General features: G+C 71.6%; 17 protein-coding genes and 1 pseudogene. 5 read left to right on the forward strand and 13 right to left on the reverse strand.

Annotated elements, in window-relative coordinates; all coding sequences use genetic code 11:
• On the reverse strand, nucleotides 1–1,700 hold a 1,700-nt coding region (locus VR44_RS44935; protein ID WP_045947319.1), incomplete at its 3' end, for a helix-turn-helix domain-containing protein.
• Between the two features lie 272 nt (nucleotides 1,701–1,972).
• On the opposite strand from VR44_RS44935, the gene VR44_RS11385 reads away from it, so the two are divergent.
• Entirely contained in the window at nucleotides 1,973–2,290 is a 318-nt protein-coding gene (locus VR44_RS11385; protein WP_045947320.1) for a cupin domain-containing protein, read from the forward strand.
• Nucleotides 2,291–2,321: 31 nt separating this feature from the next.
• Here VR44_RS11385 and VR44_RS11390 read toward each other — a convergent pair whose 3' ends face one another.
• On the reverse strand, nucleotides 2,322–2,564 hold the full coding sequence (locus VR44_RS11390) for a hypothetical protein (protein ID WP_045947321.1): 243 nt from the start codon (nucleotides 2,562–2,564) through the stop codon (nucleotides 2,322–2,324).
• 62 nt (nucleotides 2,565–2,626) lie between these two features.
• On the reverse strand, nucleotides 2,627–3,580 hold the full coding sequence (locus VR44_RS11395; protein WP_045947322.1) for a helix-turn-helix transcriptional regulator: 954 nt from the start codon (nucleotides 3,578–3,580) through the stop codon (nucleotides 2,627–2,629).
• A gap of 79 nt (nucleotides 3,581–3,659) precedes the next feature.
• Between VR44_RS11395 and VR44_RS11400 the strand changes: the two genes are divergently transcribed.
• Both VR44_RS11400 and VR44_RS11405 read left to right on the forward strand, forming a co-directional pair.
• Nucleotides 3,660–4,394 (forward strand): alpha/beta fold hydrolase, encoded by a 735-nt coding sequence (locus tag VR44_RS11400; protein WP_045947323.1) that lies wholly within the window; start codon nucleotides 3,660–3,662, stop codon nucleotides 4,392–4,394.
• 272 nt (nucleotides 4,395–4,666) lie between these two features.
• Nucleotides 4,667–5,776 (forward strand): SGNH/GDSL hydrolase family protein, encoded by a 1,110-nt coding sequence (locus VR44_RS11405; RefSeq protein ID WP_045947324.1) that lies wholly within the window; start codon nucleotides 4,667–4,669, stop codon nucleotides 5,774–5,776.
• Between the two features lie 322 nt (nucleotides 5,777–6,098).
• On the opposite strand, the gene VR44_RS11410 is transcribed toward VR44_RS11405, so the two are convergent.
• The 3 genes from VR44_RS11410 to VR44_RS11420 form a co-directional block, all read right to left on the reverse strand.
• A complete protein-coding gene (locus VR44_RS11410) occupies nucleotides 6,099–6,746 on the reverse strand; it encodes a cytochrome b/b6 domain-containing protein (RefSeq protein WP_045947325.1) in 648 nt (215 codons plus the stop codon).
• Complete coding sequence (locus VR44_RS11415; protein ID WP_094191564.1) at nucleotides 6,730–7,395, reverse strand: molybdopterin-dependent oxidoreductase; 666 nt, start codon at nucleotides 7,393–7,395, stop codon at nucleotides 6,730–6,732. The genes VR44_RS11410 and VR44_RS11415 overlap by 17 nt, the downstream gene beginning before the upstream one ends.
• 215 nt (nucleotides 7,396–7,610) lie before the next feature.
• A complete protein-coding gene (locus VR44_RS11420) occupies nucleotides 7,611–8,432 on the reverse strand; it encodes a MerR family transcriptional regulator (protein ID WP_045947327.1) in 822 nt (273 codons plus the stop codon).
• 432 nt (nucleotides 8,433–8,864) lie between these two features.
• Here VR44_RS11420 and VR44_RS11425 point away from each other — a divergent pair, with 432 nt between their 5' ends.
• Nucleotides 8,865–9,479, forward strand: coding sequence for a C39 family peptidase (locus VR44_RS11425; RefSeq protein ID WP_045947328.1), 615 nt, complete (start codon nucleotides 8,865–8,867; stop codon nucleotides 9,477–9,479).
• A gap of 157 nt (nucleotides 9,480–9,636) precedes the next feature.
• On the opposite strand, the gene VR44_RS11430 is transcribed toward VR44_RS11425, so the two are convergent.
• From VR44_RS11430 to VR44_RS11460, 7 genes and pseudogenes are all read right to left on the reverse strand, one after another.
• Nucleotides 9,637–10,506 carry an MBL fold metallo-hydrolase gene (locus VR44_RS11430; RefSeq protein ID WP_045947329.1) on the reverse strand — a complete coding sequence of 290 codons (870 nt, stop codon included), beginning with the start codon at nucleotides 10,504–10,506 and terminating at the stop codon, nucleotides 9,637–9,639.
• A 366-nt stretch (nucleotides 10,507–10,872) separates the two neighbouring features.
• Nucleotides 10,873–11,476 (reverse strand): annotated as a pseudogene (locus VR44_RS11435) (response regulator).
• 276 nt (nucleotides 11,477–11,752) lie between these two features.
• Nucleotides 11,753–12,676: a universal stress protein gene (locus VR44_RS11440; RefSeq protein WP_045947330.1), complete on the reverse strand. Its 924-nt coding sequence runs from the start codon at nucleotides 12,674–12,676 to the stop codon at nucleotides 11,753–11,755.
• A gap of 199 nt (nucleotides 12,677–12,875) precedes the next feature.
• A complete protein-coding gene (locus VR44_RS11445; RefSeq protein ID WP_094191563.1) occupies nucleotides 12,876–14,435 on the reverse strand; it encodes a YfcC family protein in 1,560 nt (519 codons plus the stop codon).
• Entirely contained in the window at nucleotides 14,432–15,385 is a 954-nt protein-coding gene (locus VR44_RS11450) for a carbamate kinase (RefSeq protein ID WP_045947331.1), read from the reverse strand. The genes VR44_RS11445 and VR44_RS11450 overlap by 4 nt, the downstream gene beginning before the upstream one ends.
• Before the next feature lie 32 nt (nucleotides 15,386–15,417).
• Nucleotides 15,418–16,419, reverse strand: a complete 1,002-nt coding sequence (argF, locus tag VR44_RS11455) for an ornithine carbamoyltransferase (RefSeq protein ID WP_045947332.1) — start codon at nucleotides 16,417–16,419, stop codon at nucleotides 15,418–15,420.
• A gap of 52 nt (nucleotides 16,420–16,471) precedes the next feature.
• Nucleotides 16,472–17,695, reverse strand: coding sequence for an arginine deiminase (locus tag VR44_RS11460; RefSeq protein WP_045947333.1), 1,224 nt, complete (start codon nucleotides 17,693–17,695; stop codon nucleotides 16,472–16,474).
• Nucleotides 17,696–18,068: 373 nt separating this feature from the next.
• On the opposite strand from VR44_RS11460, the gene VR44_RS11465 reads away from it, so the two are divergent.
• Nucleotides 18,069–18,337, forward strand: a 269-nt coding sequence (locus tag VR44_RS11465; RefSeq protein WP_045947334.1) for a CBS domain-containing protein, incomplete at its 3' end; no start/stop codon positions are given.

Raw genomic sequence — 18,337 nt, forward strand, 5'->3', positions numbered from 1 at the left:
CCTCGGCGGTGCGGACGTGCCCGCGGACGGTGGCCGGGTAGAGGTTGAGGCGTTGGGCGGTGGTGTCGACCCGGAAGTCCTCGTGGGCCCAGGTGCGGAGGGTCCGGGCGAGGGTATCGCTGCTGGTGGTGCGCTGGTCGGTGCGTTCCCGCCCGAGCGGGGCGAGCGCGGTGGCGGCCCAGTCGGTGACCGGTGGCTGCGCCAGGAGGTGGGCGAGGGTCGGCGTGGGATGGGCGAGGGTCGGCGTGGGATGGGGGGGCGGGGTCGGTGGCCGGGCCGTGCAGGGCGTGGATCTGCAGGGCGAGGGAGAGGGTGATGCGATCGGCGGTGCGGTCGGTGGCAAGGCCGGTGGCCCGGAGCATGGTGTGTATGCGGCGGCTGAGGGTGTTGCGGTGGATGCCGAGTATTCGGGAGGCAGCCGAGACTTCGAATTCGAGACCAAGGGCGACGGTGGGCAACTGGTGGCTGAGGACCGGTTGGAGCAGGACGGTGGCCCACTGCTGTGCGGCGGGCAGGTCGAGGGCGTCCAGCAGGCCCGGGGTGAGAGGGGCAACTGAGGCGCGGGTGGGACTGAGCCGGGCGGCGGCGATGGCGTCGTAGGCCAGGGCGAAACCGGTGGCGGTGTCTTGGAGGGGCAGGGTGGGGCTGATGCCCAGACTCAGTCGGCGGCTGCGGTCGGCGACCAGGCGGCGTAGCGCGGTGACGGCCGGCGCTTCCGGGAGGCCGGGGTCGGGGTGGGGGGCGACGACGACGATGTGCCCGTCGAAGGCGGGGCACCGTACGGCGAGGCCGGTGTCGGACAGAAGGGTCTCGACTCGGGCGAGCATCTCGTCGCGGGAGGTGTCGGCGCAGTTGACGATGGCGATCTGGACGTCGTCCGTGTCGAGCAGGTAGGGCAAGAGGGGCCCCAGGATGCGTTGGGCGGATTCGATGTGGCCGGTCATCAGGGCCTGGAACGCGGCCAGGTGTACGGCGTGCAGAGTCTCGGCGAGCAGGGTTCCGCCTGCGGGTACGGATGTACGCCGGCGGGTCGTGAGGACCATGGCAGATCGGGCCAGCAGGTCCTGGTCTGCGGTGCTGAAGGGGTGGTGGCGGTGGGCGGTGAGGAGGAGGTCGTCGTCCCGGAGCGAGTGGACGGAGGTGAAGGTGCTGTCCGCCGCGGACAGGCGGCGTCCGCTGGGGGGAACGGAGATGCGGCTGTCGCGCTGAAGGCTCACTTCCGCGTCCAGCTGACGGGCCAGCCAGTCCAGGAGATCGCCGGCCGGGGAGCTGTCGCTGTCGAGGTAGTCCAGGAGATGGGCGAGGCGCGCGGCGTGCCGGTCGGCTTCCTGCCGACGGTGTTCGGCGACCTGAGGGATCAAGGTGCGGCGCCAGGCTGCCACGGGTGCGCCGGAGGCGAGCAGCGGGAGGGCTGCGTGACGAGCGGCCTCGAGCAGCGGCCGTGGCGGACGGGGCGCCGCTTCTGCCACGAGGACCAGACCGGCGGCACCTTGGTCGGCCCAGTGCCGCAGCCGGTCGTGTGCATGCCCGATGTCGACCGTGTCGGGTGAACAGATGAGGAGCGTGCCGGCGAGCCGGGCGGGACGCTCGCCGGGCATGAGCAGTTCGGCACGGTCCACGACCCGGTCCTCCGGGCCGACGGTGTGCAGGGGGTGCAGAAGGTACTCGGGCTGGCGGGTGAGGGCCGCGAGTGTGAGCATCACGTCTCCTCCGGCGGGGCAGAGGCTAAGGCTATCCGGACGCGACGCAGCAGGTGACGGCGGTGTGGCGGGCCAGGCGGCGCTACGACAACGGCCGGCCCACCAGCCCGGGCGGCGTCCAGTGCACGCGTGCTGTGCATCATGTGAAAAGTGGTGCATGCGTGGCGTAGTAAGCGCCGTCGAAGATTCCTACGCTGATCGACATCCGGCGGACGGTAACGGGCCGCCACCGCACAGCAATTGAAATGGGGATACCCGTGCTTCCAGGTTTCGTGAGCGCTCATCTGGACCAGGCCCCGGTGTCGGTCAGTCAGGTCAACGAGCACATCACCATGAGCTTGCTGAAGGAGGGCACACCGAACGACCCCAGCGTGATCGTGCTGCTGGAGTTCGCGCCGGGCGCGCAGTTCGGCGAGGATCGGCACACGGTCCGCGAAATCGTTCACGTGCTCGAGGGCGAGTTCGGCGACGGCACGAACGTCTGGCCGGCCGGCACCCTGCTCTGCGCCGAGCCCGGATCCGTGCACCACCCGCAGTCGGCGGCCGGCTGCACGATCCTGGTCGTCTACCCCGACGGCGAGGACGCCTGACCGGATGGAGCGCCGCCGGCTGTGCAGGTCCTCACCGCCCTGCCAGCCAGGCCAACGGCGACTCGACCGGGTCGTCGCGGTCGCTCGCCGACCGTACGTGCGCACCAGCACGCCACCGGGGCCCGGTAGAAGGTGCCTCGGCGGCGAGCCGCACGACCACGCCCTCGGACGCTCCCGCGGAGGACTGAGCGCCTTCGATCCAGCCCTGGCGCTGCCACCAGCCGATCTCCTTCCGGGCGATGGATGGTTCACGGTTGACGGTGTCGGAGTCCATCTCGTCCTGCCCTTCCGGCGCCGCCGCAGTAAATGCGGTATCTACTGCGGCAGTTCTTCCGGTTAACGCTGGGCTGCTGCGGTGAGCTGGGCGGCCAGATCCTTGAGCGCCTGCCGCAGTTCGTCGGGATGGTGGATGGTGAAGGGCCACTCCAGGGAGGCGAGCATGTGTGCCATGCCGTCCAGCCGCTCTGCCCGTGCGTGCATGAGAACGCCGGTGGGCTGGGCGGTGAGGGTCACCGCTGAGCGAGGCAGCCGGCGGGCGATCTCATCGAGGGGGCCATGGATCGTCACCTCGACCTGCCAGCGGTAGGGCCCCTGAGCGAGGGTCGAGGTCAGGTGGGCGACGGGGTCGAAGCCGTCGGGTGCGGTGAAGCTGTCGGTTCGGGGGGTGACGGAGGCGATGCGGTCGATGCGGAAGGTGCGCAAGCTGCCGCGGAGGTGGTCGTGGCCGACGACGTACCAGCGGCCGGTGTGGAAGACCACGCCGTAGGGGTCGATGTCGCGTTCGGTGTGTTCCTGGCGCCAGGACTGGTGGTGGATGGCGACGGTCGTGCGGGCGCGGGAGGCCTGGGCCAGGGCCAGCAGGACGCCGGTTCCGGGTGCCTGACCGATCACGGCGTTGGCGGTGAACGACAGGGTCTCCCGCATGGCGGCGAGCGGTTCGCGCAGGGCGTGCGGAAGCACCCGTTCGATCTTGGCCAGGGCACCGGCACTGGCCGGTGCCGCGGTGCCCATCCCCAGACGTTCTGCCGCGAGCAGGCCAAGGACGACGGCGAGGGCCTCGTCATTGGTGAGGACCAGGGGTGGCATGCGGTAGCCGCGGGCCAGTCGGTAACCGCCGTAGCGGCCGCGTTCGGCCTCCACGGGGATGCCCAGTTCCCGCAGGTACGCGGTGTACCGGCGCACCGTGCGCACGTCGGTGTCCAGCCGGTCGGCCAGCTCCGTCCCGGTGAGCCGGGCGTTGGACTGGAGGAGTTCCAGCAGGGTCAGCACACGGGTCAGGGGATGCGACATGGATCACTCGGCATTTCAGGGCGGATTCTGTCCTGTATCAACTTTACGCTCCCCGTAGCACCTCACTCAGGGAGATCACATGGCCACCTTCGTACTCGTTCCCGGCGCCTGGCTCGGGGCATGGGCCTGGGAAGACACCGCCCGCGCTCTGCGGGAGCGCGGCCACACGGCGCTGCCGCTGACACTGACCGGCCTGGCCGAGCACGCCGACCAGGGCGGACCCGAGACGGACCTGGACACGCACATCGCGGACATCACCGGCTTCGTCGAGCGGAACGGTCTGCACGACGTCACGCTGGTCGCCCACAGCTACGCGGCTGCCCCTGTGACCGGGGCGGCCGGACGTCTCGGCGACCTGCTGGAGCGCGTGATCTACGTGGACAGTGCGCCGTTCACCGCAGGCATGTGCATGCTCGACCTCATGCCACCGCAGGCAGTGGACCAGCTGCGCCGGCAGGTCGACGCTTCCGGCGACGGGTGGCGGCTGCCGATGCCGCCGTTCGAGGTCCTGGGCTTGTCCAGCAGCCTCGACGGGCTCGATGAGGGCCGGCAGAACGTTCTGCGCACGCGTGCCACCCCTCAGCCGTTCGGCACCTTCACCCAGCGTCTCGCCGGCCCGGCGGAGCCCGGTCCCGGTGTGGACCGTGTCCTGATCGCCTGCCGTGACTTCACAGGGCTGCTGGACGCCGGAGTGCCGATGCTGGCCTACCTGAACCAGCCGCCGTGGCGGCGCTTCGACCTGCCCACCGGGCACTGGCCGATGCTGTCCGCGCCCGCCGAACTCGCCCGAGTCCTCGACAAGGCCGTCTCCTGACCGCGCCCGCCGATAGGCACAGCCCGACGCGACGCGCGTGGGTCGGCTGAAGGAATCGGTGGCGGCTTGGCGGTGGGAGACGGGTTGCCCGTAGCCGGCCGGCGCCGTCGTACCGGGGGCAGGTGCCGGCCTGCGGCATACGGGTGAACGCGCTGCGGTCGCGGCGGCTGTATCGCATCGTTCCCGTGTCGCCCCCCGTCCTGCATATTCCGATGGCATATCTATGGACCCGATGCGTCACACGCAGTGTCGACCTCTCGGGAAGGGCGTCCATGCCGCACATCCAGCCTCTGCCTCAGTACGTCGCGCTCGGCGACTCCTACAGTGCCGGCCAGTTCATCGGCGGTGATACCAACCTGGTCCGCGAGCCGGTGGACGGCGGCCTGGGCGGGCCGGACGGCGACTACAGCGGCCGTTCGAAGGACAGCTACCCGCAGCAGCTGGCCCGCACCGTACTGTCCGGCTACGAGTTCATCGACGTCACCTGCGGCGGTGCGACCATCGACGACCGGGGCCTCGGCCTCGGCGGCATCCTCACCCCGCAGACCGTGTTCGGAGGCCCGCCCTACATCCCCGTCGACGGCAGCGGCGTACCGCAGTTCACCCCCACCCCGCGCCCCGCGCAGATCGACGCCCTCAGCAAGGCCACCACGCTGGTCACCATCGGCATCGGCGGCAACCAGTACAACCTCGGCCAGATCATCGCCAAGTGCGCTTCCCTGGGCGCGTCCGCCATCGGCAGCCCCGGCACCGACTACTACCGCCACACCGAGGAAGGCCGCGCGGACCTGGCCCGCAAGGAGGAGGACCTGCGCGACGGCTTCGCGAAGATGATGCCGGAGCTGCGAGAGCGCGCCCCGCACGCCAAGTTCTTCTTCGTCGGCTACCCCACCCTCTTCCCGACCGCGGACCCCACCCTCTTCCCGACCGCGGAAGGACAGGGCACCTGCGACGGCGGGCTGGACGAGAACATCACGATCAAGAAGGGTGACATGCCCTTCATCCAGCAGCAGTTCGACCTGGTCGACTCCGTCATCCGCGAGGCGGCCCGGGACCACGGCCACACCTACGTCGACATCGCCGAGTCCACCCGCGCCCACCACGTCTGCCGCGAGGGCACCGAGAAGTGGATGTTCGGGCTCTACGCCCGCTACACGTTCGACGAGGAGCTGCACGGCTACAAGCCGGCCCGCTTCCCCGCCGGCAAGGACATGCCGCCCTTCAGCCCCGGCTGGACCGCCTGGATGCAGGGCATGCTCGCCCACGGGGACGGCATCTTCCGCGGCAACGAGACGCTGACCACCTTCCACCCCAACAAGCGCGGCGCCGACAACCAGACCCGCCAGGTCACCACCGCACTGCGCACCGCCGGCATCATCTGAGCGGCGCGGCCGAGGAAGCCCGCGGCGGCGACCCCGGCCTTCCCCGAACGTGGACGAGGTCGGGGGCGTCCACACGGGTCGCCGCTCCCCATCCGGGGGCGGCGACCCTTCGCGGCCACCGGGTACGGCGCCCCGGGGGCCCGGTCCCCGGAGGTCCCGAGGGCCCGGGAACCCGGTGTCCGGCCGCGATGCGATGCGATGTGCGACAGCGACGCGGAACGGGATCCCCTTGGGCGCCGCCCTCGTGGCCTGGCTCGCCACGGCCTGGGCGACGGCGGCCGACACCGGGTGCCCCCGCGGGGCCGGCCGCCGGCCCGGCGGGTCATCCCTCGTACGGTCCGGCCCGGTCGGGCTGCCACAGCGGGTGTTCGCGCTCCGCCCATGCCCGGTGGACGGAGCCCGTGCGCAGCCCGCGGCGCGCCTCCGGGTCGGCCAGGCCCTTGCCGATGTGCACGGCCAGCACCACAGCCACGGCGAGGGCCAGCCAGTCGTGGACGAAGACGGCAGCGGTGCGCTGTGCGAGGGGGACCAGGCCGGTCCACCACATCAGCGCCCCCGTGGCCGCCATCACCAGTGCCGCCCCGGCCAGCCAGCCCGCGTACACCTTCTGTCCCGCGTTGAACTTGCCGGCGGGCCGCGTGCCCGCGCGGCCCGGGCGCAGGGCGGCCCGCAGCCAGTCCCGGTCCTGCGGTCCGAAGCGGCCCAGCCGCCGCAGGTCGGCCCGGAAGGCCCGCGAGGCGAGACCCAGCAGGAACGGCGCGCCGAGCAGCAGCCCGGACCACACGTGCACGGTGACGACCAGGTGCCGGCGGCCGACGAGTTCGGCGAGCCCGGGAAGGTACAGGCAGGCGGCAGAGGTGACGCACAGGCCCATCAGGGCGGCCGTGGCCCGGTGGACCCACCGCTCGCCGCGGCTGAACCGGCGCACGCGGTCGGGGCGCCGGGGCGCCGCCTCAGACGGTGGGGGCATCGTCACGTCCGTTCGACCGGCCGACCCATGCGTCGACGTCGTACCCGAGGCGTTCCCAGTACCCGGGTTCGACGTCACGGGTGACGGTGATGCCGGAGAGCCACTTCGCCGATTTGTAGAAGTACATGGGGGCGACGTACAGCCGGACGGGACCTCCGTGGGAGTGGCGCATCGGCTCGTCCTGCATGCGCAGCGCCACCATGACGTCGTCCCGGCGGGCCTGGGGGAGGGTCAGGCTCTCGGTGTACGTGCCGTCGAAACAGCTGAAGCGCACGGCCCGGGCCTCCGGTCGGACCCCGGCCGCGTCGAGCAGCCGTGCCAGCGGCACTCCCTCGAAGGACGTGCCGGGTACCCGCCAGCCCGTGACGCACTGGACGTCCCGCACCACCCGGGTCTGCGGGAGCCTCTGCAGCGCGTCGAGCGTGTACGTCGTGGGACGTTCGACCAGGCCGTCGACGGTCAGGCGGTAGTTCTCGGGGCCCCGCTCGGGGACGGACGCGGCCACCGAGTAGTAACGGAACCCGCCGCCGTTCGGCAGCAGGCCGGTGAGGCTGGTGGGGTCCTTCTCGGAGGCGGCGCCGAGGAACGCCTCGAAGCCGCCCTGTACGTACGGGGCGGTGGCCAGCGCGGCCGCGCCGAGCCCGACCATGCCGAGGACGAGCCGACGTCCGATCGGCGTGCCGTGGCCGTCCGGGTCGGGCTGGGCGGCGGGGCCGGCCCGGCGGGGTGGGGGCGGGGGTGCGGGTACGGGGCTCACGTGGCGATTCGACCACCGCCGGCACCCCCGCACCAGACCTGGCGGCCGTCCGTCAGACTTCCGTCACACCTGGTCGGTCGGCCGGTTGGGCGGCCGGCCTCTTCACTTCAGGACCGGACGACCGGTGCCTGCAACTCCGTCACCCACTCGTCGCGGTTCTCGGGGCACTCCAGGTTGATTTCGCGGGGGTATCCGGCCGACCGGTAGCCGTGGGCGTCGATCCAGCGGGCCAGGGTCTGGGCGGTGGGGAGCACGGTGTCCATCGAGCCGCGGTGCACGACGGTCGCCGCCTGCTCGACGGGAGGCAGGTCGAGCACGCGGAAGGGACCGTCCTGGAGCGGGGCGCAGACCTGGACGCCCGCGTGGACGCTGATCCTGCCGCCGCCCTCCGGCGCGTCCTCGTAGTACGCGACGCCGGGACCGGTGGGGATGATGCCGGCCGCTCCCAGGAGCCGGAACAGCTCGTCGTAGAGCGGCCCGATGACCGGTCCGATGTCCTCGGGCCCGAAACTCTCGGCGGTCGCGGTCAGCTCCGCGACCCGGACGGCGGGAAGGTTCTTGATGACGACGTCGTCGACGGACATGCGCCCCTCGCTCTCGATGGCCCGGAGCCTCGCCTCGACCTGCACCAGCCGTGCCCCCGCGGCGGCCACGGCGCTCTCCAGCTCGGCCTGCCGCAGCCGCAGCATGCCGCGCAGCTCCTCGGCTCCGACCTTCTCGTCCACGATGTCGTGGACCTGTTGGAGGGTGAAGCCGAGGTCTTTGAGCGCGATGATCCGGTTGAGGCGGGCGAGCTGGGCCGCGGTGTAGTGGCGGTAGCCGTTGTGGGGGTCGACGTGGGCCGGTCGCAACAGGCCGGTCGCGTCGTAGTGACGCAGCATCCGGACCGAGACGCGGCCGTGCCGGGCGAAGTCTCCGATGGTGAACATGATGTCTCCGAGTCGACCGCCTGACACGGTGTGAGGGTCAAGAAGCTACTCGGCCGCCGGGGTGCGGCGGAGCGCGGGGGCGCCTCCGCCGGCCTGGGGCCTCCGCCACCGTCCCGTCCTCCAGCTACCGCCGGGACCTGACTGTCAGTGCCGTCGAGTACGTTCGTGCTGCGCGGTCGGCATCCGGGGAATCCAGCTCCGTAATACAACGGCCTCCCTGGTCTGTCCGAGGGTGGCCCGGTCCTGAACCGGGACCTATTCGTCGTCCAGGCATCGTCGAGGGGTGGAAGAGTCCTGCCCGTGCCGACCGCGCGACCACACCGACGCGGCGTTCCCGATCCGGCGTCATGGACCCGGGCGGTGAACTCCTTTGGCGGCGTCGGCCGTTCGTCCGCCTCGCACCCGCCCCGCCCTCCGGAAGGACCCCGCCCCGTGCCCGACCCCGACCTGCCGTTCCCCACCGTCACGCAGTACGCCAGCCCGGACCTGATCTCCGCGATCGTCTACGACGGCCACGACCAGGGAGCCGATCCCCGCTGGGCCGAGAGCGGAGCCCCCGACGCCGACACCTACCGCACCTGGTGCGGCCACATGTGCGGCATCGCCTGCCTGCGCATGGCTCTCCTGGCCCGAGACGGCGACGCGCCCAGCCTGTTCGAACTCCTCGACGGCGCCCGGACGTACGGGGCGTACACCGAGGATCCGGACACCGGAGCGATCCGCGGCCTGATCTACGCCCCGTTCGCCCGGTACGTACAGGCCGTCCACCGCCTGCACGCCCAGGTCCACCCGACCCTGCCGGTGCCCGACCTGCTGGCCCTGCTCGACTCCGGCCGGCTGGTCATGGCCTCGGTGCACCGGGAGATCCGCCGCCCCGAGAACCCGGCCCCCGGCAAGGGCGGGCACCTCGTGCTCGTCACCGGCCGCCGGGGTGACACCGTGCACTTCCGCAACCCGTCCGGTCACACCGACCGGACCCGCACCGCGAGCCTGCCGGTCGCCGCGTTCGCCGAGTTCTTCGCCGGCCGCGGAGTGTCCCTGACCTGACCAGGGGGGCGGGCGCGCGCGGACGACGGGGCCCGTGCCGGACGGCGCTCGCCGGGGCGGTGCCACAGCGGCCCGGGAGGTGGTCGGTGACACTTGTCAGGATGAGGTGCCGCAGGTACGAAAAGACACCGCGCCTGAAGGGTAGGGCCACCGGAGTTCACCAGCGGACGGCGGTGAAGTCGATCGGCCGCGGCCGTAACAGCCGGGTGCGCTCGGCCAGTGCGCCCAGTCGGCGGGACATCTCGTCGACGGGCAGCCGGCGGCGGTCGCCGTGGCCGGGGAGGACCCACTCGAACCGGAGCAGTCCGGCCACCCTGGCCAGTGCGGCGGCCAACTCCTCGATGGAGTACCAGGTCACGCTTTCCGCGACTTCGAGATCACCGGTGGTGCGTGACCAGTAGAAGCTGTCCCCGCTGAAGCAGTAGCGGTCGTCGGCGAGGTAGAGCACGCTGCCCGCGGTGTGGCCGGGCAGCGGATGGGCGGTGACTCCCTCCCCGATCTCCACCGGTTCGAGACCGCGGATCACCTCGTCCGCGTCGGGCGCCGCATCGAGGTCGCCCTCGTGGATCCACAACCGGGCGCCGAAGCGGTCCGCGTAGCGGCGGCCGTGTGCGGCGTGGTCGCGATGGGTGAGCAGCACGTCCGTGACCGGACCCGATGCCGCGTAGCGCTCGGCGAGGGCAGGGCTCCAGCGCGGAGTGTCGATCATCATGGCCGTTCCCGAGGGCCGCAGCAGCAGGTACGAGTTGGCCCCCGCGGTGTGCTGCGAGTTGTGGCCGCACAGCAGCACTCCGCCGTCCAAGGCCATCGGGAAGGGGTCGAGCCGTCGGTCCGGTGGCCCGGAGGTGTGGCGGATGGAGCGGGTGGGGCAGGCGAAGACGGCCGCGTGGACGCGCCGCCTCTCCGCCTCGTCGCGCGGCGGGCGCAGGAACCGCGACGTTCCGTCGACCTCGCCGATCAGGTCGGGTGCGAGCTGTCGCGCGACATCGCAGTTGGAGCAACGGTCGTCCACGTACCAGCCGTCCACGGCAGGTCTCCGTTCCGGGGCGAAAGACCCCGATCGGGGCCCTCCGACAGGAATACCCCACCTCCGGCGGCAACAGCCAGGCCCTGCCGATCTTGTACTTTCGCCCCCGGTGCGCTCTCACGGCGTCCTGCGGGACACGAGGCGGCGGGGGAGGGCCCGTGGGGGAAGAGCCGGGATCCCGCGTTCACCTCATGGCGTCCGCCATCGCCGGCTGTGCACGGGACGAGCCGGGTGCCCAGGGCGCGGGGTGCCCTTCGCTGGCTGGGGTTCGCCGGGTCGGGGCGATCGGGTGAAGACGCTTGCGCCCGCCGACGAGGGACGGCCCCCACGTACGGCGGGAGGTGGCGGGGGAGTGGCCGCCCGTTCCTATTCGGCGGCCGGTACGGGATGCCGGCTCGGCGGAGTCAGGGTGTGGCTGGCGATGACCGCGGCCTGGACGCGGCGTTCGACGCCGAGCTTGGTGAAGAGCCGGGAGATGATGTTCTTGACGGTCTTCTCGGAGAGGTGGAGCCGTTTGCCGATCTCGCGGTTGGTGAGCCCTTCGCTGACCATGACCAGGATCTCCTTCTCCCGGTCGGTGAGTCCGGGCAGACCGGGTGACCAGGTCGGTGCCGGTGATCTGCTTCAGTACGTAGCCGGACGCGCCGGCCATGACCGCGTCCAGTAGCGCTTCCTCATCGTCGAACGAGGTCAGCATCAGGCAGGCCAGTTCCGGCATCCGCGAGCGCAGTTCGCGGCAGACACTGACCCCGTCGCCGTCCTGGAGCCGGACGTCGAGGACCGCGACCTGGGGGCGCAGCGCGGGGATCCGGACCAACGCCTGTTCGGCCGTGGACGCTTCACCGACCACGGTCAGGTCGGGCTCGGCGTCCAGCAGGTCGTGCACGCCCCGGCGTACGACTTCGTGGTCGTCCAGCAGGAAGACGCTGATGGGCGTCTTCGCCGGTGACGGGGCGTCGCTGGCGTTCATCACGCAACTCCTTGGCTGGCTTCGTCCGGCACGCGCGCGAACTCCTGCATGGTGCCGCGCCCAAGGGCCGATCGGACAGGGCCGAACGGCCCTCTTCCTCGTACCCGCCGGCAGGACGTCGGGGCGGGTAGGAGGAAGGGGGCCGACCACGAGACCACGGCGAAGGCCGCCCGTTGGCTCGTATGTGGCGAACGAACCCGGAAGTCCTGAGACAGTGGACGCTGTTGATGCGATCCGATGACACACCGGCCCGGTCCGGTCCGGTGCGGCGCTGTCTCAGGCGTGCGGTACGACCGCGACCGGAGCGGCGGAGTGGTGGAGCACGGCGTGGGCGACGGGCCCGAGGTGAGTGCCGATCGCCGAGTGGCGGACCCGCCGGCCGACGACCATCAGCGAGGCGTTCGCCGAGGCCGCGACGAGGTGGCCGGCCGCCCGGCCCACCGCGCACTCCTCCTCGACCCGGACCTCGGGGTACTTGCCCCGCCAGGGTCGCAGCGCGTCCCCGAGTGCGCCGGCCGCACCTGCCGCGATGCCGTCCCGTACCTCGGGGGCGATCAGCGCTGGGTCGAAGCCGTAGGCGGGCGGCATGCTCCATCCGTGGACCACGCGCAGCGGGGCCCGGCGTGCGGCCGCCGCGTCGAAGGCGTATTCGAGGAGCTCGTCACACGGGCGCGCGAGGTCCAGTCCGAGCACGACCGGCCGGTAGGCGCCTTCCTGCGGCCCGCTGCCGTCGGGCGTCGGCAGGTGGGCGCTGTCCGTCCCGGAGCCGGTCCGTACGATGACCACCGGGCGTTCGGCGTGGGCGAGTACGGCCTGGGAGACGGACCCGACGAGGAATCCCGTCATCGCCCCCAGCCCGCGGGAGCCGAGGACCAGTACTTCGGCTTCCTGCGCCGCGTCGGTCAGGACCGTCACAGGCCTGCCGTCCACCTGCTCCGTGGTCATCTCCAGGCCGGGGTGACGTTCTGTCAGCTGCTGGAAGACGTCCTGCGGGATGTGCTCGCCCCAGTACTCGGTCGAGGCCGGGACAGGGGCTGAGGTCCCGGCGAGCGACGCGTAGCCGTAGGGCGGGGCCCAGCGTTCCACCGCGTGCAGCAGCTTGAGCGGGAGCCGGCGGAGCCGGGCCTCGTTCGCGGCCCACTCGGCGGCGGCCGACGATGCGGGGGATCCGTCCAGGCCCACGACGACGGTACGTGACATGGTGTTCCTCCAGGAACGTGTGCGAGAGAGCGACCGCCGTCGGCGGCGCGTGTCCCACCCTCCCGCTCCGCGCGGTGGAGGGGGGATGGTCCGGGTGGCCCTGGGCGCGGGGCCGAACGTCCTTCCGATACGGGGCCGGAGGAAGGCCGTACCGTGACACCCCGAGGCCCGCAGTCGGCTTCGGCTACCGGAGCCGGGCTCAGCCGAGGGTCGCGCCCAGGACCATGAATCCGCCGATCGCCAGGAGCAGGATGCCCATCAAGGGCGCGACGAAGCGGAGGTACTGGTCGTAGCGGATCTTTGCCAGGGCCAGGCCGCCCATGACCACGGCCGAGGTCGGCGTGATCAGGTTCACCCAGCCCGATGCCGACTGGTACGCCGTGACCACCAGGGACCGCCTGACGCCGGCGAAGTCGGCGAGCGGGGCCAGGATCGGCATGGCGAGGGCGGCGTGACCGGACGAGGACGGTACGAGGAACGCCAGGGGGACGTTGACCAGGAACATCAGCACCGCGAAGGCCCCGTGGGACGTGCCCGAGACGGCGCTGTGCAGGCCGTTCAGGATGGTGTCGGTGACGGCGGCGTTGTTCATGATCACGGTGACCCCGCGGGCCAGTACGACGATCAATCCCGCGCCGACGAAGTCCCCGGCTCCACGGGTGATCGCCTCGGCCGTGCCGTGCTCGCCCAGGCCGCCGATCAGGCCCACCGCGACGGCGGCGACGATGAACAGGGCGGCCAGTTCCGGGAAGTACCAGCCGAGCGTCGGCAGGAAGGTGACGCCCAGGTCCGCCCAGGGGACGACCGCGAAGATCATGAAGAGGAACGTCGTGGCGAAGACACCGAGGACGGCCCGGTGCCGGCCCGTGAGGGCGGCCACCTCCTCATCCTGTTCTGCGAGGGCCCGGTCCTCGTCGGTGGACGGGGTCAGCGAGCGCGCGGGGTCGGCCAGGACGCGCTTGGCGTACCGGAGCACGTACCAGGCCGCGATGGCCGTCAGGGACACCCACATGGCCAGCCGCAGCAGGATGCCGTCACCCGTGCCGATGCCCGCGCTGTCGGAGGCGACACCGGTGGCGAAGGGGTTGACGGTGGAGGCCAGCGTCCCCACCCCGGCACCCACCATGATCACGGAGGCCGCCACCATCCGGTCGTAGCCGAGGGCGAGCATCAGCGGGATCATCAGCCCGTAGAAGCCGAGCGTCTCCTCCGCCATCCCGTACGTGGTCCCACCCAGGGAGAACACCGCCACGAGGGCCACGAGCAGGAGGGTCCGGTGTCCGTGCAGGCGGTGTGCGAGGCGGGCCACGCCGAGGTCGAGCGCACCCGTGCGCAGGGTCACGGTGATGAACGCGCCCACCGCCAGGATGAACAGGAAGACTCCGGCGGCGCCCGCGAACGACCCGGCCGCGCCCGGCGTGGTGAGCCCCGTCCCGGCATCGGTGACCCCGTACAGGCCGTTGACGGGTGACAGGAACAGGTCCTTGAGCCGGTCGAGGAAGTCCGTGGTCCGCTCCACCGCGTGGTAGGTGCCGGGGATCGGAGCGCCGTCCGGTGTGGTGTCGTAGCGGCCCGCCGATATGGCGAAGGTCAGGGCCCACACGGCGACGGTCACGGCCACCAGCACCGTGAAGGCGGAGGGGAAGGGCAGGCGCCGTCTGCTGTCCCCGGACGGTGCGGGGGCGGCGTCGGGGCCCGCGGCGGGCTCGTCCGGGCCGTCGCTCTCGCGGCTCGCCGGGGGAGTGGTGCTGGTGCTCATCTCTGTTCCTGGTGTGTGAGGGCGCCGTCCTGCGGGGCACGGCCACTGGGGCTGACGACGGTGCCGGCGGCGCCGTCGAGGATGGCCCGGGCGTCTTCGAGGGCGCCGATCGCGGCTGTGCCGCCGGTCAGCTCCACGAAACGGCACACCGCTTCGACCTTCGGGCCCATCGACCCGGCCGGGAACCGGTGCGCGCGCAGCCGGGCGGGGGTCGTGTGACGGACGGGCTCGGCCTTCGGGGTGCCGTGGCCGAGTTCGACGTACGGGACATCGGTCAGCAGCAGCAGGAAGTCGGCGTCCAGGGCTTCGGCCAGCACGGCGGCGGTGAGGTCCTTGTCCACCACGGCCTCGACGCCGGCCAGCCGGCCCTGCTCGTCGCGGACCACCGGGACTCCGCCGCCGCCCGCGCATACGGCCACCGTGCCGGAGTCGAGCAGCAGGCGGATCAGGCGGGTCTCGACGACGCGCTGGGGGCGGGGCGAAGGGACGACCCGACGCCAGTGTTCGCCGTCCTGCTTGACCGTCCAGCCGCGTTCGGCGGCGAGGCTTTCGGCCTCGGCCCGCCCGTAGACCGGGCCGACGAACTTCTCGGGGCCGGCGAAGGCGGGATCGGCGGCGGAGACGAGGGTCTGGTTGAGCAGGGCGCAGACCTGCCGGGCGGGCAGGGCGTTCTGCAGGCTCTGCAGCAGCCAGTAACCGATCATGCCCTGGGTCTCCGCGCCCAGCACGTCGAAGGGGTACGGGCCGCTCAGCGAGCGGTCCGCAGCGCTCTGGAGGGCGAGCACGCCGACCTGGGGGCCGTTGCCGTGGGTGATGACCAGCTCGTGCTGCTCCGCCAACGGGGCCAGGGCGTCAACGGCCCTGTGCACGTTGGCCAGTTGGATGGCGGCGTCCGGCCGCTCGGTGCGGTGCAGGAGGGCGTTGCCGCCCAGGGCTATGACGACACGCATGGGGGAGTTCTCCGTCGATCGGGTGTCGGGGTTCAGTCGGTGAGGGTGGCGACGAGGACGGCCTTGATCGTGTGCAGCCGGTTCTCCGCCTGGTCGAACACGATCGAGTGGACCGACTCGAAGACCTCGTCCGTGACCTCCATGGCGGTCATGCCGGTCCGGGCCGCGATCTTGGCCCCGACCGTGGTGTCGCTGTCGTGGAACGCCGGCAGGCAGTGCATGAACTTCACCTGCGGGTTTCCGGTCGCCTTCAGCACGTCCATCGTCACCTGGTACGGCCGCAGCAGTGCGATCCGCTCGTCCCACATCTCCGCGGGCTCTCCCATGGACAGCCATACGTCGGTGTAGACGAAGTCGACACCGGCGACCCCCTCGGCCACGTCCTCGGTGAGGGTGATCCGTGCTCCGGTGGAGGCCGCCGCCGCGCGCGCCGCGGCCACCACCTCAGGGGCGTTGGCCAGCGCGGCGGGAGCGACCATGCGGACGTCCATGCCGAGCATCGCGGCCGTGATCAGCAGGGAGCTGCCGACGTTGTTGCGGGCGTCGCCGAGGTAGGCGAACGACACCTGTTCCAGCGGCTTGTCGGTGTGCTCCCACATGGTGAGCACGTCGGCGAGGGACTGGGTGGGGTGCCACTGGTCGGTCAGCCCGTTCCACACCGGGACCCCGGCGTACCGGGCCAGCTCCTCCACCAGCCGCTGGTCGCTGCCCCGGTACTCGATGCCGTCGTAGTACCGGCCCAGCACCCGGGCGGTGTCCTTGATGGACTCCTTGTGGCCGAGCTGGGAACTCGCGGGTTCGAGGTAGGTGACGTGGGCGCCCTCCTGGTGGGCGGCCACTTCGAAGGCGCACCGGGTGCGGGTGGAGGTCTTCTCGAAGATGACGGCGATGTTCTTGCCGTGCAGCCGCCGGCTCCCGGTTCCGGCAGAGCGGGCGGCCTTCAGCTGTTCGGACAGTTCCAGGAGGTGGCGGAACTCCTCGGGGGTGAGGTCGAGTTCCTTGAGGAAGGGGCGGTGGCGCAGGTCGACGGGCATGGTGGCTCCTTCGGTCGTACCGGAAGTCGGGGGTGGTGTGCGGTGGGTGCGGTCAGACCGCTTCGCGTTCGACGGGACAGGTCATGCAGCGCGGACCGCCGCGGCCCCGGCCGAGTTCGCTCCCGCGGATGGTGATGACCTCGATGCCGTTCCTGCGCAGATGCGTGTTGGTGGTGACGTTGCGCTCGTAGGCGACGACCACGCCGGGTTCCACGGCCAGTACGTTGCAGCCGTCGTCCCACTGCTCGCGTTCGGCGGAGCGGATGTCCTGGCTGGGGGTGAGGACGTTGATCTTCTCCAGGCCCAGCGCGTCGGCCATCGCCCCGTCGAGTTCCTCGGGGAGGTGAGCGGTGATCTTCATCCCCTGGCCGTCGTGGCCGGGCTCGATGGTGCAGGACCGCAGCGGCCCGAGGCCCGCGTACCGGGTGAAGGTGTCGCCGCTGACCATGGTCATGACCGTGTCCAGGTGCATGAAGCTGCGGGACTTGGGCAGTTCGAGGGCGACCACGCGACGTGCGGACCCCGCGGCGAACATCCGCAGCGCGAGCTGCTCGACAGCCTGGGGCGTGGTGCGCTCGCTCATGCCGATCAGTACGGCGCCGTTGCCGATGACCAGCACGTCCCCGCCCTCGATGGTGGCGGGGAAGCCGGCCTGTCCGTCCGACCACCGCTGGTGGTCGCCCTTTTCGAACAGCGGGTGGTGGCCGTAGATCGCCTCGAAGTGGACGGTCTCGCGGCGACGCGCCCGCTTGCGCATCGGGTTGACGCTCACGCCGTCGTACACCCAGCACGAAGTGTCGCGGGTGAACAGGTGGTTGGGCAGCGGAGCCAGCACGAAGTCGTCCGGTGCCATGGCGTGCAGCCGTACGCTCGGCACCGCACCGGTACGGGCCAGCAGTTCGCGCTTGGTGATCCCGCCGACCAGACAGGCCGCCAGCTCGCCCGGGTCCATGACGTCGAAGGCGGCGTGCACCCGGTCGCCGGCCAGCGGCCCGAACTCGCGCTCGTCTACGACCCGGTCCAGGACCAGGGTGCGTGCCGCGGGCAGGGCCAGCGTCTCGGTCAGCAGGTCCGCGAAGAGGTGCACCTGAACGCCTCGGTCGCGCAGGGTGTCCGCGAACGCGTCGTGTTCCTCCCTGGCCCGCTTGACCCACAGGACGTCGTCGAAGAGCAGGGCGTCCTTGTTCGTCGGGGTGAGTCGTTTGAGCTCCAGATCGGGCCGGTGCAGGATGACCTGCTTCAGCCGGCCGGTCTCGGAGTCCACGTGGAAGGGCATGGCTCATTACCTCGGGGTGTGGGGGACAGGTGCAGTCGCCCGCTTCCTGACGCGGTGGTGCACGGCTTCGCTCACGCACCGTCAGTTCGGTTGCGCGGCGGCGGCCTTTCCGGCAGGACCGGGCGATGTCTGAAGCCTGTCACCGCGTCCCCGCCGCGGCCGGGCGGCGACAGTCCCTGCCATGGGACTCAGTGGCCCCCTTCCTCGGGCCACTCGGCCCAACCGCGTGAGGGCCGTTCGGCCCCTGCCCCATCGGGACCCGGAGCAGAGGACCGCCGGAACGCCGACGGGGCCGGTCGGCCCCTCGATCGCGGCCCCCGCCGGGCGCACGCTGGGGTGACCGAGGAGGACAGCGCCGTTGGAGATGAGGCACATGGTGAAGACACCCTCCGTGGGGCAGGTGATGACCGGCGACGTCGTCAAGGCGCACCCGGATACCTCCGTGAAGGAGCTGATACGGCTCCTGACCGGCCACCGAATCAGCGGCCTGCCGGTGGTGGACGATGACGACAAGGTGGTGGGCGTGGTCTCCCGTACCGACCTCACCCGGCTGCCGGGCGACGGAGCGGGCGGACTCGTGGGCCGGCTGACGGCCGGCGCGCTGATGACGACGCCGGCGGTGACCGTGCATCCCGAACAGTG

It is taken from the genome of Streptomyces katrae (genome assembly GCF_000966975.1).
Taxonomy (GTDB): Bacteria; Actinomycetota; Actinomycetes; order Streptomycetales; family Streptomycetaceae; genus Streptomyces; species Streptomyces katrae.

Coding starts and splice junctions, on each gene's coding strand:
- VR44_RS11400 (WP_045947323.1), top strand. CDS start 3,660: ATGGCCACCTTCGTACTCGTTCCCGGCGCCTGGCTCGGGGCATGGGCC.
- VR44_RS11450 (WP_045947331.1), bottom strand. CDS start 15,385: ATGCGTGTCGTCATAGCCCTGGGCGGCAACGCCCTCCTGCACCGCACC.
- argF (WP_045947332.1), bottom strand. CDS start 16,419: ATGCCCGTCGACCTGCGCCACCGCCCCTTCCTCAAGGAACTCGACCTC.
- VR44_RS11405 (WP_045947324.1), top strand. CDS start 4,667: ATGCCGCACATCCAGCCTCTGCCTCAGTACGTCGCGCTCGGCGACTCC.
- VR44_RS11445 (WP_094191563.1), bottom strand. CDS start 14,435: ATGAGCACCAGCACCACTCCCCCGGCGAGCCGCGAGAGCGACGGCCCG.
- VR44_RS11395 (WP_045947322.1), bottom strand. CDS start 3,580: ATGTCGCATCCCCTGACCCGTGTGCTGACCCTGCTGGAACTCCTCCAG.
- VR44_RS11440 (WP_045947330.1), bottom strand. CDS start 12,676: ATGTCACGTACCGTCGTCGTGGGCCTGGACGGATCCCCCGCATCGTCG.
- VR44_RS11460 (WP_045947333.1), bottom strand. CDS start 17,695: ATGCCCTTCCACGTGGACTCCGAGACCGGCCGGCTGAAGCAGGTCATC.
- VR44_RS11390 (WP_045947321.1), bottom strand. CDS start 2,564: ATGGACTCCGACACCGTCAACCGTGAACCATCCATCGCCCGGAAGGAG.
- VR44_RS11420 (WP_045947327.1), bottom strand. CDS start 8,432: ATGTTCACCATCGGAGACTTCGCCCGGCACGGCCGCGTCTCGGTCCGG.
- VR44_RS11415 (WP_094191564.1), bottom strand. CDS start 7,395: ATGGTCGGGCTCGGCGCGGCCGCGCTGGCCACCGCCCCGTACGTACAG.
- VR44_RS11410 (WP_045947325.1), bottom strand. CDS start 6,746: ATGCCCCCACCGTCTGAGGCGGCGCCCCGGCGCCCCGACCGCGTGCGC.